Source organism: Actinosynnema sp. NPDC004786 (genome assembly GCF_053601135.1).
Map to the genome: position 1 here is coordinate 44370 of NZ_JBSGBG010000012.1, position 13612 is coordinate 57981.

Below are 13612 nucleotides of genomic sequence, written 5' to 3' on the forward strand. Positions count from 1 at the left end.
GTTCAACTCGGGGTACGTGAACGTAGGACACGCGCGTTCCGAACGTAGGACACGCGCGGGGGTTGGTCAGGTGTTGGAGTGGAGGGCGGCGTTCAGTTCGACGCCCGTGCCCTTGCGGGGCAGGACCTTGACCACGCCGGTGGTCGAGTCGCGCAGGAACAGCAGGTTGGACATGCCGGACAGCTGACCCGCCTTGACCACGGCCCCGTCCGCGCCGGTCACCTTGGTGCCCGCGGTGATGTAGAGGCCCGCCTCCACCACGCAGTCGTCGCCCAACGAGATGCCCAGGCCGCCGTTCGCGCCGATCAGGCACCGCTCGCCGACCGAGATGACCTGCTTGCCGCCGCCGGACAGGGTGCCCATGATCGACGCGCCGCCGCCGACGTCCGAACCGTCGCCCACGACCACGCCGGCCGAGATCCGGCCCTCGACCATGGACGCGCCGAGCGTGCCCGCGTTGAAGTTCACGAACCCCTCGTGCATCACGGTCGTCCCGGACGCCAGGTGCGCGCCCAGCCGCACGCGGTCCGCGTCCGCGATCCGCACCCCGCTCGGCACGACGTAGTCGACCATCCTGGGGAACTTGTCCACCCCGTACACGGTGACCGGCCCGCGGGCGCGCAGCCGCAGCCGGGTCTGCTCGAACCCCTCCACCGCGCACGGCCCGAAGTTCGTCCACACCACGTTGTTGAGCAGCCCGAACACGCCGTCGAGGTTCGCGCCGTGCGGCCGCACGAGCCGCGTGGACAGCAGGTGCAGCCGGAGCCACACGTCGTAGGTGGAGGTGGGCGCGTCGGCCAGGGACCCGATGCCGACCCGGACGCCGACGACCTCGACGTCCCGCTCGGCGTCCGCGCCGAGCTGCTTCGCGGCGGCCTCACCCAGCTCGGCCGAGACCTCCGCGGCCGACAGCAGGGCCACGCCGGGCTCCGCGGTCCCGAGCGACGGCGACGGGAACCACGTGTCCAGCACGGCGCCGGTGGGGGTGACGGTGGCGAGTCCGACGCCGTACGCGCCGGTGGGGTTTGCGGTGCTCACGGCTGTCAACGGTAACGTGCGCCGGGTGGCCGACACCTTGCACCTCGCCGCCGATCCCGTCACGTTGACCGCCGCGCTGGTGGACATCCCCAGCGTCTCCGGCGACGAGGCCCGCCTCGCCGACCTCGTCGAGCGGTCGCTGCGCGAGCAGACCCCCCTGGAAGTCACCCGGTCCGGCAACGCGGTGCTGGCGCGCACGAACCTCGGCCGCCCGTCCCGGGTGGTGCTCGCGGGCCACCTCGACACCGTGCCGGTCAACGACAACCTGCCGTCCCGCCTGGAGGACGGCGTGCTGCACGGCTGCGGCACGGTGGACATGAAGGGCGGCGACGCGGTGATGCTGCACCTCGCCGCGACCGTCGCCGAGCCCCGCCACGACCTCACGTTCGTGTTCTACGACTGCGAGGAGGTCGAGGCCGTCCGCAACGGCCTGGGCCGGGTCGAGCGGGACCTGCCGGAGTGGCTGCGCGGCGACCTGGCGATCGTGTGCGAGCCGTCCAACGGCGTCGTCGAGGCGGGCTGCCAGGGCACGATGCGCGTCGAGGTCCGCACGAAGGGAGCCCGCGCCCACACCGCGCGTGGCTGGATGGGCGTGAACGCGATCCACGCCCTCGGCGAGGCCCTGCGCCGGCTGGAGGCGTACGAGGCGCGGCAGGTGGACATCGACGGCTGCCGCTACCGGGAGGGCCTGCAGGCGGTGCGGGTCAGCGGCGGCGTGGCGGGCAACGTCGTGCCGGACGAGGCGGTGCTCACGGTGAACCACCGCTTCGCCCCCGACCGCTCCCCGGAGCAGGCCGAGCTGCACCTGCGCGAGGTGTTCGAGGGCTACGACGTGACGGTGACCGACAGCTCGCCGGGCGCGCTGCCCGGCCTGACCGCGCCGACCACCCGGGAGCTGGTCGCGGCCGCCGGCGGCGACCCGGTGGCCAAGCTCGGCTGGACGGACGTGGCCCGCTTCGCCGCGCTGGGCATGCCCGCGGTGAACTTCGGGCCCGGCGACCCGACGCTCGCGCACACCCGGCAGGAGAACGTGCCGGTGGACCAGATCGTGCGGTGCGCGGACGTCCTGCGCCGGTTCCTCGGGTGAGCCGGGCCGCGCGGCTAGACTCCGGTCAATGAAGGATGGCGTGGACGAGCACCCCAGGGAGAAGCAGCGCGGACCGGTCGTGCTGCGCCGGGAGCGGCGGGACGAGCTGACCACCACCGACCAGCGCCTGCTGGACTCGCGCGGCCCGAGCGACTGGGTGCACACCGACCCGTGGCGGGTGCTGCGGATCCAGGCGGAGTTCGTCGAGGGGTTCGGCGCGCTGGCCGAGCTGCCGAGCGCGGTGACCGTGTTCGGCTCGGCCCGCACCGGCCGCGACCACCCCGAGTACGAGATCGGCCGCAAGCTGGGCGGCGCGCTGGCCGAGGCCGGGTTCGCGGTGATCACCGGCGGCGGTCCGGGCGCGATGGAGGCGGTGAACCGGGGCTGCTCGGAGGCGGGCGGGTACTCCGTGGGGCTGGGCATCGAGCTGCCGTTCGAGCAGGGCCTGAACCCGTGGGTCGACCTGGGCGTGAACTTCCGCTACTTCTTCGTGCGCAAGACCATGTTCATCAAGTACTCGCAGGCGTTCATCTGCCTGCCGGGCGGGTTCGGCACGCTGGACGAGCTGTTCGAGGCGCTGACCCTGGTGCAGACGAAGAAGGTCACGAAGTTCCCGGTGGTGCTGTTCGGCACGAAGTACTGGCAGGGCCTGTACGACTGGGTGCGCGACTCGGTGCTGGCGAGCGGCAAGGTGGGCGAGAAGGACCTGGACCTGCTGTACCTGACCGACGACATCGACGACGCGGTGCGCGTGGTGAACGACGCGCACAAGGCCTGGGCGGACGCGCATTGACCGCCGTCACGGTGTACTGCGGGTCGTTGCGGACGGTCCCGGACGGCTACCTGGAGCTGGCGACCGCGGTCGGCGCGGGCATCGCGGCCCGCGGCTGGTCGCTGACGTGGGGCGGCGGCCGCACGTCGATGATGGGCGCGGTGGCGCGGGCGGCCCGCGAGGGCGGCGCCCGCACCACCGGCGTGATCCCGCGCGGCCTGGTGGACCGCGAGGTGGCCGACACCGACGCCGACGACCTGCTGGTGGTCGAGACCATGCGGGACCGCAAGGCGTTGATGGAGGCGCACGGCGACGCGTTCCTGGCGCTGCCCGGCGGCATCGGCACCTGCGAGGAGCTGTTCGAGGTGTGGACGTCGCGGGTGCTGGCCATGCACGCGAAGCCGGTGGTGCTGCTGGACGTGGACGGCCACTACCGCGGCCTGCTGTCGTGGCTGGAGGAGTTGCGCGAACGCGGGTTCGTGTCCCGGTTCGCGCTCGACTCCCTCGTGGTCACGCAGGACGTGGACGCGGCGCTCGACGCGTGCGCTAGCTGACCCGCGCCTCCTCCAGCCCGCGGGCGGCGGCCAGCCGGTCGGCCTCCTCGGCGAACATGTCGACGTCCAGGGGCACGAACGGCGAGACCTTGACGTCCAGCCGGCCGCCGGTCGCCCTGGCCTGCCACGTGCCGAGGATGTCGCCGTCCACGAGCAGCGCGCCGCGCCGGCCGAGGGTGCGCCACACCTGCTTCTGGTGCGCCTTGTCCGGCACGAGCAGGTCGCGGTCGCGGGCGTTGAGGTACGGGTCCAGCGGCGGCAGCAGGCGCACCACCTCGGGCTCCGGCGGGTTCTCGAACGCCTCGACCCGGTCGGCCGGCAGCCACGCCCGCTTCGACACGGCGACCAGGTCGTCCGGCCACGCGTCCTTCACGTCGCGGACCGGCGCGCCGAAGTAGTGCGCCACCTCGGCCGGCCCGGCGGGCCCGTGCAGCCGCAGGTAGGCGGTGACCAGCCGGTCGAACCCCTCGGTGGCGTCCGGGACCGCGCGCCGGTGCTCCAGCGGCACGAACGTGACCGTCCGCTGCGCCGGGTCGAACCGCAGCCCGGCGGGCAGCACGGCCTGCCGGAACACCGGGTCGAGCACGTGCGTGGCGTCGCAGCCGCGGCACCACGCGGTCAGCTCCGGCCGCACCCGCGCGGTGAGCCGGGACGACGCCTCGCCCTTCGTCATCGGCTCGGTCACGACCTCCCGCAGCGCCGACGCGACCTCGCGCAGGGCCGCCCGCCCGTCCTCGACCGGCGGCCGGTCCATCCGGGCGACCGCGTCGCCGTCGCTCAACGGCCACAGCCGGGCCGCGAGCGCGGGCGCCTCGTCCGCGCGGTGCCAGTGCGGCGCGCCCCGCACGCTCCAGGTGAGGGTGAACGCGGCGGCCAGGTCGGGCACGCGGTCCAGGCGGGCGGCGAGCGCCGGCGCCGCCGACCGCTCCGAGTCCTGCACGCCGAGGTCGAACACGCGCAGGTCGGCGGCGTCGGCGGTGGTCCGGTCGAACTGGTGGGCGGCGACCCGGTAGGCGATCACCCGTTCCCGGTCAGCCAAGGTCGGCGTCCAGGGTGATCAGCTCGTGCTCCAGCCGGGCGGTGCCGGAGATGCCGGCCAGCTCGCCGGTGCCCGAGCCGGGCACGATGTGGCCCCAGAACTGCTCGCCGGCGGGCGACATGATCGCGCCGTGCTGGAGCACGAACGTCCCGGCGCGGCCGTCGACCGTGCCGACGAACCGCTCCGTGCCCACGTAGCCCGCCGAGCCGTCCGACGGCTGGCACATGGTCAGCTCGGCGGTGCTGGTGCCCTCCATGACCCCGCTGTAGGTCTTGTCCACGAACGCCCGGCCCAGCTGCGGCTCCGCCTCGTCGTAGACGGTCTGGTCCCATCGGGTGATCTTGAACGTCGACTTGGATTCCATGGCGGGGATCCTGTCAGGAAATCCTGTCAACCGCTGTCAGGGTCGGTCGTTCGACACGTGGGTCATCGCGTTTCGGCCTGCGGACACCACGGGCGCGCGGCACCCTGGCGCGGTGCGTGATGAGGTCACTCGCCGTGCGTCACCGGTCACCCAGTCGGCATTCGTGTCCGGTTCGGCCAACACGGTGGTGCAGGCGAACGGCGACGTGCGGCTGGTCGTGGCGCGACCGGTGCGGGTCCCGGGCCGGCGGCCGGTGAAGTGGTGGCGCTGGGTGGCGGTGGTCGCGGCCGTCGCGGTCGAGGCGGCGGCCGGGTTCGGCTGGGCGTTCGGCCTGTTCGGCGGGGTGGAGGTGTTCGGCGACCCGCGCACCGCCGATCCGTGCGCGCTCGTGCGGCCGGCGGCTCTCGGCGGGTTCGGCCGGACCGAACTGGACCCGGCCTATGGCGGTTTCCACCGGTGCGACGTGATCATCGACCCCGGCGGCGGCGCGGCCCGGGTCGACGTCGAGGTGCGGTTCACCGACTCCCGGCCGGAGGAGGGCGCGACGGCCGCGCGGCGGGTGGGCGCGGTGGACGTGGTGGCGTGGCCGGAGGAGAGCGACTCGTGCGAACGCGCCTTGAGGCTGCCCGGCGACGGTCGTCCGGTGGTCGTGGTCCGCGCGGACTACGCGGACGAGCGCGGGACCGCGCCGCTGTGCGAGATCGCCGACGTGGCCGCCGACACCGCCGCCGGCGTGCTGGACCGGGCGCACGCCTCGGGTGGGCGGATCGCCCGGCGGCCGGCCTTCCCGTCCGGGTCGCTCGCGCACCTCGACGCCTGCGCCCTGCTCGACGCCGGGGCGCTCACCGCGGCCGTGCCCGGGATCGACGTCGCCCGTCCCCGGGTCGGGTTCGGGCGGTGGGAGTGCGGCTGGCACGGCGCGGTGGACGACGTCGAGGTGGAGCTGCGCTTCGACCGGTCCGCGCCGCTGGACGCGGGCGACGGGCGACCCACCCGGCTGGCCGGGCGGGCGGCGTTCGTCACGCCCGGCTACGACGGCGAGGGCAGCTGCACCGTCCGCGCCGTGCACCGGTCCGACCCCGGCCGGCACGGGCGGCTGACCGAGCTGGTGCAGCTGTCCGTGCGCGAGCCCGGGGCCGACGGGGACCGCCCCCTCTGCGACCTCGCGACCACCCTGGCCGAGGCCGCCGTCACCGCGCTGCCGGAGGCGTAGCGGCACGCCGGCCGTGTGGGGCGGTCGGCCGTGTGGTGCGGTCGGCCCTGCGAGGTGTCGGCCGGGCGAGGTGTCAGCCCAGCGGCACGCGCAGCCACGAGTCCGCGCCGAACGCGACCGTCGAGCCGAGCGTGCTGGAGCCCTGGTAGCGGGCGTCCACCGTGTCCACGACCAGCACCAGCCGGTTGCCCGCGGCCACGTTCCACACCACCGGCTCCAGGTCCAGGTCGACGGTCCGGGTGGCGGTGCCGGCGAGCGTCACCGGCTTGTGCGTGACCAGCGCGCCGAGGCCCAGCGGGTTCACCTCGTACAGGTAGGCGTACAGGGTGGTCCTCGCGGCGCTCGGCGTCACGGTGAGGTGCGCGCGGGGCGTGCCGCTGACCGTGGTCGCGGTCCACTGGACCGGTCCGCGCCACACCGCCGCCGCGCCCCGGTCCACCAGCGGCGTGGCCACGCCCACCGGCAGGTTCAGGAAGCCCTGCAACGCGCCGGACACCAGCACGGTGCCGCTCTCGGCGATGGTGGGCCACCCGGCGCGGATGCGGTCCGCGGCCAGCGGCACGGTCTCGGTCCGGGCGGTGGCCGCGGCCCACGTGGGGAACGACCGCCAGCCGCCGCCGTTGTTCGGCTTCACCTGCACGGGGTGCTCGCGGTCGATGCCGTTGGCCACGCCGGCGAGGTGGTGGTCGAACCAGCGGCCGACCGACGCCCAGATCTCGTCGGGCAGCCCGGCCGCGCCGAACAGCTCCGCGGTGGCGTGGTCGCCGGGGGAGAGCATGAGCCGCTTGGGACCGGTCAGCGCCTCGAAGAAGTCGGTGATCTGGCTCGGCGCGAACAGGCCGTCGTTCCACGCGTTGCCGATCATCACCGCGGCTTTGATGGACGACACGCGGGTGGCGGGGGAGCGCGGCGGGGAGATCGGCAGCACGTCGGCGAACCGCCCCTCCCGGTAGGCGGCCTCGGCCTCGCGCAGCACCGGCCCGGGCCGGCCGGTCAGCCGGCCGGCGGCCAGCAGCAGCTCGACGGCCTGCGTGCCGACCGTCTCGTTCGGGTACAGCGACCGGGCCAGGTCGGTCCACGTGCTCAGCGCGGCCACGGCCTTGATCCGCGGGTCGGCCGCGGCGGCGAGCAGGGACTGGCCCGCGCCGTAGGAGATGCCGGCGACGCCGATCCGCGCCGGGTCGCCGTGGGCGTGCGCGAGGCCCCAGTCGACCACCCGGCTGACGTCGGCCACGGTGTCCGGGCCCGCCACGTCGATCTCGCCCCCGGAGTCGTGGAAGCCCCGCGAGGTGTAGCTGATCACCGAGTAGCCGGACCGGTAGGCGAGCTTGGCGGCCGCGCCCACGTACTCGATGTTGTTGACGCCCCAGCTCGACGGCATCACGAGCAGCGGGAAGGGGCCGCCGCCGCGGCCGGTGGGCGTGACGACGAAGGCCCGCAACGGGGTGCCGCCCTCGCCGGGGATGGTCTCGTAGGACACCGCGAAGCCGGGCGCGGCCTGGGCGGGCGGGGCGGGGACGAGCGCCACGAGGGCGGCGAGCAGCAGGGGGAGTGATCGGCGCACGAGGTCCTCCTTGACCGTGACCGGGATCACGCAGGGTGTTACCGGCGAGTAAACACGAACCGTACTCGTCAGTAGCAGAAGTCTGTGACGCAGCTCACCCCGTCGGGCGACGTGGCACGATGCGGTCATGCGGTTCGGGTCACGAGAGGTCGCCGGGGATCGCGCGCTGGTGATGGCCATCGTCAACCGGACGCGCGACTCGTTCTACGACCGGGGCGCGACCTTCGCCGACGACGCGGCGATGGCCGCGGTGGACAGGGCGGTCGCCGACGGCGCGGACATCGTCGACATCGGCGGGGTGCGCGCCGGCTCGAAGGGCGAGGTGGTGGACGCCGCCGAGGAGGCGCGGCGGGTCGTGCCGTTCGTCGCGGCGGTCCGCGAGCGGCACCCGGACCTCGTGATCAGCGTGGACACGTGGCGGCACGAGGTCGGCCGCGCGGTGTGCGAGGCGGGCGCGGACCTGATCAACGACACGTGGGCGGGCGCGGACCCGCGGCTCGCGGAGGTGGCGGCCGAGTTCGGCGTGGGCATCGTGTGCTCCCACACCGGCGGCCTCGAACCGCGCACCGACCCGCACCGCGTCCGGTACGCCGACGTGGTGGCGTCCGTGGCGGCCGAGCTGGTGGCGCGGGCCGAGCGGGTGGTCGCGCTGGGCGTGCCCGCGGCGGGCGTGCTGATCGACCCGACGCACGACTTCGGCAAGAACACCTGGCACGGCCTGGAGCTGCTGCGCCGGCTGGACGAGCTGGTGGCCACCGGGTGGCCGGTGCTGATGGCGTTGTCGAACAAGGACTTCGTCGGCGAGACCCTGGGCGCGGACGTGGACGACCGGGTGGACGGCACGCTGGCCGCGACGTCCGTGGCGGCGTGGACCGGCGCGAAGGTGTTCCGGGCGCACCAGGTGCGGCAGACCCGGCATGTGGTGGAGATGGTGGCGAGCATCGCGGGCACGCGCCCGCCGGCCCGGGTGCTGAGGGCGTTGGCCTGATGGCGGACTGGTTCGCCGCCAACACCTGGCAGCGCCCGCGGTGGACGGTGCCGGAGCTGGTGGCCCGCAAGGCCGGCCGCACGGTCAGCGTGGTGCTGCCCGCGCTGGACGAGGAGGCCACCGTCGGCGGCGTCGTCGGCGTGGTCCGGCCGCTGCTCGGCGGTCTGGTGGACGAGCTGGTGGTCGTGGACTCCGGGTCGAGCGACGGGACGGTGGCGCGCGCGGCGGCGGCCGGGGCGCGGGTCGTGCACCGGACCGACGTGCTGCCGCAGTTCGCGCCCCGGCCGGGCAAGGGCGAGGTGCTGTGGCGGTCGCTGGCCGCGACGACCGGCGACCTGGTGGTGTTCCTGGACTCCGACCTGGTGGACCCGGACCCGGAGTTCGTGCCCGCGCTGCTCGGCCCGCTGCTGACCCGCGACGTGCACCTGGTGAAGGGCTTCTACCGGCGGCCGTTGCGGCTGGAGAGCACCGGCGGCGGCCGGGTGACCGAGCTGGCGGCCCGACCCCTGCTCAACGCCCTGCGGCCCGAGCTGGCCGGTGTCGTGCAGCCGCTGGGCGGCGAGTACGCGGGCACGCGCGAGTTCCTGGAGTCGGTGCCGTTCGCGCCCGGCTACGGCGTGGAGATCGGGCTGCTGCTCGACGCGCACGCCCGCTACGGGCTGGACGGGATCGCCCAGGTCAACCTGGGGGTGCGCAAGCACCGCAACCGGGACCTGCGGCAGCTCGGGCCGATGGCGGCTCAGATCGCGGTCACCGCCCTGCGCCGGTGCGGCGTGCCGGTGGCGTCCTCCACGTTGACGCAGTTCGAGCCGTTCGACGGGGAGTGGCTGCCGTCGCCGGTGGACGTGCCCGCGGAGGACCGGCCCGCCATGCGCTCGGTGCTCCAGCGGTCGCGGTAGTGGCCGGGGGACGCCGCCAGCCCGGCGGGCGTGCCCTCCCGGGCGACGCGGCCGTCCTCGAACACCAGGACGTGGTCGAAGCCGGCCAGCGGGGCGAGGCGGTGGGTGACGAGCACGACCGCGCCGCGCGCGTGGTCGAGCACCCGGCGCAGCACGGCGTCGCCGTGGTCGACGGGCAGGCCCTCGACCGGCTCGTCCAGCAGCAGCACGTCCGGGTCGGCGAGCAGCGCGCGGGCGAGCAGCAGGCGTTGGCGCTGGCCGCCGGACAGGGCGTCGCCGTCCTCCCCGACGACCGTGTCCCACGGCACGTCCAGGTCCACCACGGCGGCCACCCGGTCCAGCTCCTCGCGTGACGCGTCCGGGCGGGCGAGGCGCACGTTGGCCTCCACGGTGGCGTGGAAGACGTGGGCGTCGTCCAGCACGCCCTTGGCGACACCGGGGTGGGCGGCGGCCAACGCCCGCAGGTAGGTGCTCTTGCCCGCGCCGCTCGCGCCCACCACGCCGACCCGGCGTCCGGCCGGCAGCTCGACGTGCGGCGCGGGGACCGGCTCGGCGCGGAGCGCGTCGCGGACGCGGCGGACCGAGCCGCGCGCCTCCGCCCACCTCTGGGCGGCCGGGGCCAGGGGCAGGGTGACCTCCAGCACCGCGACCGAGCCGAGCACGACGTGGGCCGGCGCGCCCGACCGCAGGAACGCCAGCGCCACCCCGAACTGCACGACCACGGCCGCCGCGGCCCACACCGCCGCGACCGCGTCGCCCCGCCGTTCCCGGTGGGCCAGCGCGTCCACCACCCGGCCGGTCGCGGCCAGCTCCCGGTCCAGCGCGCCGAACGCGGTCAGCTCCGCCGCGCCGTCCAGCAGCACGACGGTCCGCTCCGCCAGCTCGGACCGCAGCGGGGCGAGGGCGTCGAGGTGCCGGACCGCCATCCGGTGCGCGATCGCCGGGATGACGCACGCGTTCGCCACCAGGCCGAGCACGAGCGGCCAGGCGAACCCCGTGGCCGCCAGTGCGACCAGCCCCACCACGGCCGCCACCGCGCCCGGCAGCAGGCAGCGCAGCAGCGCGTCCTGCACCCGGTCCACATCGGACACCAGCCGGGTCAGCGCGTCACCGCGGGCCAGCGGGCGGCGCAGCAGCGCGTCGTACACCCGTCCGCGCAGGTCGGCGAGGTGCCGGAGCACCGCCGAGTGCCCGGCCAGCCGTTCCGCGTACCGCAGCCCGCCGCGCGCCACGGCCAACGCGCGCACCGCCACGATCGCCACCGTCAACGCCGCGAGCGGCGGCTGCCCGGCGGCCCGCACGACGAGCCACACGGCCGTCGTCATCAGGCCGATCCCGGCCAACTCGGCCGCCACCCCGGCCGCGACCGCCGGCACCAGCCGCCTCACCGGAGCGCCACCACCCGGTCCACCTCGTCGAGCACCGCGGGCCGGTGCGCCACCAGCAGCGCCGTCCGACCCCGGGCCAACCGCCGCGTCACCCGCAACACCGCCTCCTCCGTCCCGCCGTCCAACCGGGACGTCGGCTCGTCCAACAGCAGCAACCGCGCCTCGTCCCGGAGCAACGCCCGCGCCAACGCCACCCGCTGCCGCTCGCCGGAGGACAGCGGGTGCCCGGCGTCCACCAGGTGCCCCAACCCCAGCTCCGCCGCGGCGGCCCGCACGTCACCGGACGACCCGAGCGCGATGTTGTCGGCGACCGTGCCGGGGAACAGCGTGGGCCGTTGGGGCACCCAGGCGAGTTGGCGCAGCCACGACCGCCGGTCGACGTCCCGCAGGTCCACGCCGCCGACCGTGATCCGGCCGGACGCGGGCGTCACGAAGCCGAGCAGCAGGCCCAGCAGCGTGCTCTTCCCGACGCCGCTGGGCCCGACGACCGCGATCCGCTCGCCGGGCGCGATGCGCAACGACAGCTCGCCCAGGCTCGCGCGGCCGGGGTAGCGGACGACCACCCGGTCGACCACGATCTCGGCGGACCGCAGGTCGGGTGCCGGCACGCCGAGTTGTCCACAGGCCGCGTCCGCGCCCTTCGCCCCGCCGTTCCGTTGTGGCAGCATGAAGATCGGGGATCCCCCGGGCGGGGACGCCTGCGCAGCCGGCGCTTCGGCCGGGTGGGACCGGTGTGCGGCCGATGCGTGCGGCCCGGATCGCGGCGCGGTGGCTGTTTCGTGCGGCTGTGACCGGTGCGCGGCCGGCGGCTCGACCGGCGGCGAACCCTGCGGCGAGCCGTGCGCGGCCGACAGCCCGCCCCCTCGCGCGGCCGGCGGCTCGTCCCGCCGGGAAAGCGCCGCGGTCGGCGATCCGCTCGGCCGAGACCCCTGCGCGGCCGAGGAAACGTCCGCCGGCTCCCCTGCCCCCTCCGACCCGGCATCCCGCGTGACCGCACCGGGCGGGGACGCGTGGGCGGCGGCCGCCTCCAGCACGGCCAGGCCCTCGGCCGAGGCGTGGAACTGCGCGCCCGCCGCGCGCAGCGGCAGGTACGCCTCCGGCGCGAGCAGCAGCACCAGCAGCGCCACCCGCAACGTCACCCCGCCCTCCAGCAGCCGCAACCCCACCGGCACGGCCACCAGCGCCACCGACAGCGTCGCCACCAGCTCCAGCACCAACGCCGACAGGAACGCCACCCGCAACGTGCGCAACGTCGCCTCCGCGTGCGCCCCCGCCATCGCCCGCACCGTCCCCGCCTGCGCCGCCGCCCGCCCGAACACCGTCAACGTGCCCAGACCGCGCACCACGTCCAGGAAGTGCCCGCCCACCACCGCCAACCCGGCCCACTGCGCCCGCGTCCGGTCCCGCGTGCGCATCCCGACCAACGCCGCGAACACCGGCACCAACGGCAACGTCACCAGCACCACCAGGCCCGACGCCAGGTCCGCGAACGACAACCGCGCCACCACCGCCACCGGCACCACGGCCGCCACCACGAGCTGCGGCAGGTAGCCGGCGAAGTACGGCTCCACCGCGTCCAGGCCCTTCACCACCAGCGTCGCCACCGACCCGGCCCGCTCCCCGGACCCGGCCGCCCCGCGCAGCACCCGCTTGCGCCACGACGCCTTCACCGATGCCGCGTGCCGCTGCGCCACGACCCGCCCGCCCCACACCACGAGCCCGCGCGCCGCGACCACCGCCACCAGCCACCACGCCGACCACCCGCCGGCCAGCACCGACGCCACCACCTCGGCCTGCGCCAACACCACCGCGGCCGTGACGACCGCCAGCGCCGACAGGACGACGACGTACCTGCGGTCACCGTGCCGCACGGGACATCCACCACGTCGCCCACTGGAACACCAGCACCAGCGGCACCACCACGACCGCCGCCCACGTCAACACCCGCAACGTCGGCAGGTCCGCCATGACCGACACCGTCACCACCGACCGCGCGCCGAACACCCCCACCACCGGCAACGCGCACACCACCGCCGTGCAGGCGAACGCCGGCCCGTGCCGCCGCCCCCGCAACGCCACCCAGGCCGCGCCCACCAGCCCCAGCGCCACGACCGCCGTCACCCCGAACGCGGGCGCCGCGACCGGCCCGGCCGTCACCACCGCCGCGACCACGAACACCGCGACCGCCGGCAGGAGGAACCGGGCGATCCGCACCGCCCGCTCCCGCAGCCCGCCCGACAGCCGCCACGCCAGGAACACCGCGCCGTGCGCCGAGAACAGCACCGCCGTCCCCGCGCCCCACACCACGACCGGACCGCCCAGCACCCGCCCCAGCAGCACGCCCCACGCCACCGCCACGACCAGCGCGCCGCCGACGAGCGCGAAGTCCCAGCCGGGCGACCGCAGCTGCACCGCGACCGTGAAGCACACCAAGCCGGCCAGCAGCACCGCGAACACGGTGTGCTGCGACGACAGCAGCTCGCCCTCCAGCCTCGGGAACGCGCCGAACAGCACGCCCACTGCCGCGACCAGCCACACCTCGTTGCCCAGGAAGAACGGCGTCACCGCCCGCAGCACCGCCCGCCGCTCCGGCTCGTCGCGCCCGACCAGCCGCAGCACCGCGCCGACCCCGTAGTCGAACCCGGCCAACGCGAAGTAACCGCAGGTCAGGAACGTCAGCAGGCCAACCCACACACCTTCCACGCC

General features: G+C 75.4%; 12 protein-coding genes and 1 pseudogene. 6 read left to right on the forward strand and 7 right to left on the reverse strand.

The window, feature by feature from the left end:
• Window positions 1-66: 66 nt before the first annotated feature.
• Window positions 67-1038, reverse strand: a complete 972-nt coding sequence (dapD, locus tag ACWEFJ_RS12950; RefSeq protein WP_449713858.1) for a 2,3,4,5-tetrahydropyridine-2,6-dicarboxylate N-succinyltransferase — start codon at window positions 1036-1038, stop codon at window positions 67-69.
• A 25-nt stretch (window positions 1039-1063) separates the two neighbouring features.
• Between dapD and dapE the strand changes: the two genes are divergently transcribed.
• Genes dapE through ACWEFJ_RS12965 form a run of 3 tightly spaced genes read left to right on the forward strand, consistent with a single transcriptional unit; the run spans window position 1064 to window position 3451 of the window.
• Complete coding sequence (gene dapE, locus ACWEFJ_RS12955) at window positions 1064-2125, forward strand: succinyl-diaminopimelate desuccinylase (protein ID WP_449713859.1); 1062 nt, start codon at window positions 1064-1066, stop codon at window positions 2123-2125.
• Between the two features lie 28 nt (window positions 2126-2153).
• Entirely contained in the window at window positions 2154-2918 is a 765-nt protein-coding gene (locus tag ACWEFJ_RS12960) for an LOG family protein (protein ID WP_378094570.1), read from the forward strand.
• Entirely contained in the window at window positions 2915-3451 is a 537-nt protein-coding gene (locus tag ACWEFJ_RS12965) for an LOG family protein (RefSeq protein ID WP_449713860.1), read from the forward strand. Before ACWEFJ_RS12960 ends, ACWEFJ_RS12965 begins: the two co-directional genes overlap by 4 nt.
• Here the strand turns inward: ACWEFJ_RS12965 and ACWEFJ_RS12970 are convergent.
• A complete protein-coding gene (locus ACWEFJ_RS12970; RefSeq protein ID WP_449713861.1) occupies window positions 3444-4490 on the reverse strand; it encodes a DNA glycosylase AlkZ-like family protein in 1047 nt (348 codons plus the stop codon). The genes ACWEFJ_RS12965 and ACWEFJ_RS12970 overlap by 8 nt on opposite strands.
• The gene (locus ACWEFJ_RS12975; RefSeq protein WP_378093177.1) at window positions 4483-4854 is read right to left on the reverse strand and encodes a DUF3224 domain-containing protein; all 372 of its coding nucleotides are present in this window, start codon (window positions 4852-4854) and stop codon (window positions 4483-4485) included. Before ACWEFJ_RS12975 ends, ACWEFJ_RS12970 begins: the two co-directional genes overlap by 8 nt.
• A 163-nt stretch (window positions 4855-5017) precedes the next feature.
• On the opposite strand from ACWEFJ_RS12975, the gene ACWEFJ_RS12980 reads away from it, so the two are divergent.
• Window positions 5018-6067, forward strand: a complete 1050-nt coding sequence (locus tag ACWEFJ_RS12980; RefSeq protein WP_449713862.1) for a hypothetical protein — start codon at window positions 5018-5020, stop codon at window positions 6065-6067.
• A gap of 73 nt (window positions 6068-6140) precedes the next feature.
• Here the strand turns inward: ACWEFJ_RS12980 and ACWEFJ_RS12985 are convergent, their stop codons facing one another.
• Window positions 6141-7631 carry a CocE/NonD family hydrolase gene (locus ACWEFJ_RS12985; RefSeq protein ID WP_449713863.1) on the reverse strand — a complete coding sequence of 497 codons (1491 nt, stop codon included), beginning with the start codon at window positions 7629-7631 and terminating at the stop codon, window positions 6141-6143.
• 127 nt (window positions 7632-7758) lie between these two features.
• On the opposite strand from ACWEFJ_RS12985, the gene folP reads away from it, so the two are divergent.
• Window positions 7759-8619, forward strand: a complete 861-nt coding sequence (gene folP, locus ACWEFJ_RS12990; RefSeq protein ID WP_378093171.1) for a dihydropteroate synthase — start codon at window positions 7759-7761, stop codon at window positions 8617-8619.
• On the forward strand, window positions 8619-9518 hold the full coding sequence (locus ACWEFJ_RS12995; protein WP_378093169.1) for a glucosyl-3-phosphoglycerate synthase: 900 nt from the start codon (window positions 8619-8621) through the stop codon (window positions 9516-9518). Before folP ends, ACWEFJ_RS12995 begins: the two co-directional genes overlap by 1 nt.
• 197 nt (window positions 9519-9715) lie before the next feature.
• On the opposite strand, the pseudogene ACWEFJ_RS13000 reads toward ACWEFJ_RS12995, so the two are convergent.
• The 3 genes and pseudogenes from ACWEFJ_RS13000 to ACWEFJ_RS13010 form a co-directional block, all read right to left on the reverse strand.
• Window positions 9716-10843, reverse strand: a pseudogene (locus ACWEFJ_RS13000) (ATP-binding cassette domain-containing protein); the annotation flags it as partial.
• A gap of 59 nt (window positions 10844-10902) precedes the next feature.
• Complete coding sequence (locus tag ACWEFJ_RS13005; protein ID WP_449713864.1) at window positions 10903-12777, reverse strand: ATP-binding cassette domain-containing protein; 1875 nt, start codon at window positions 12775-12777, stop codon at window positions 10903-10905.
• On the reverse strand, window positions 12764-13609 hold the full coding sequence (locus tag ACWEFJ_RS13010; protein ID WP_449713865.1) for a cytochrome d ubiquinol oxidase subunit II: 846 nt from the start codon (window positions 13607-13609) through the stop codon (window positions 12764-12766). Before ACWEFJ_RS13010 ends, ACWEFJ_RS13005 begins: the two co-directional genes overlap by 14 nt.
• Window positions 13610-13612 lie beyond the last annotated feature (3 nt).

Bases quoted from the DNA above. Each gene is read 5' to 3' on its own strand.
- ACWEFJ_RS12960 (WP_378094570.1), top strand. From the start codon at position 2,154: ATGAAGGATGGCGTGGACGAGCACCCCAGGGAGAAGCAGCGCGGACCG.
- ACWEFJ_RS12975 (WP_378093177.1), bottom strand. From the start codon at position 4,854: ATGGAATCCAAGTCGACGTTCAAGATCACCCGATGGGACCAGACCGTC.
- folP (WP_378093171.1), top strand. From the start codon at position 7,759: ATGCGGTTCGGGTCACGAGAGGTCGCCGGGGATCGCGCGCTGGTGATG.
- ACWEFJ_RS12995 (WP_378093169.1), top strand. From the start codon at position 8,619: ATGGCGGACTGGTTCGCCGCCAACACCTGGCAGCGCCCGCGGTGGACG.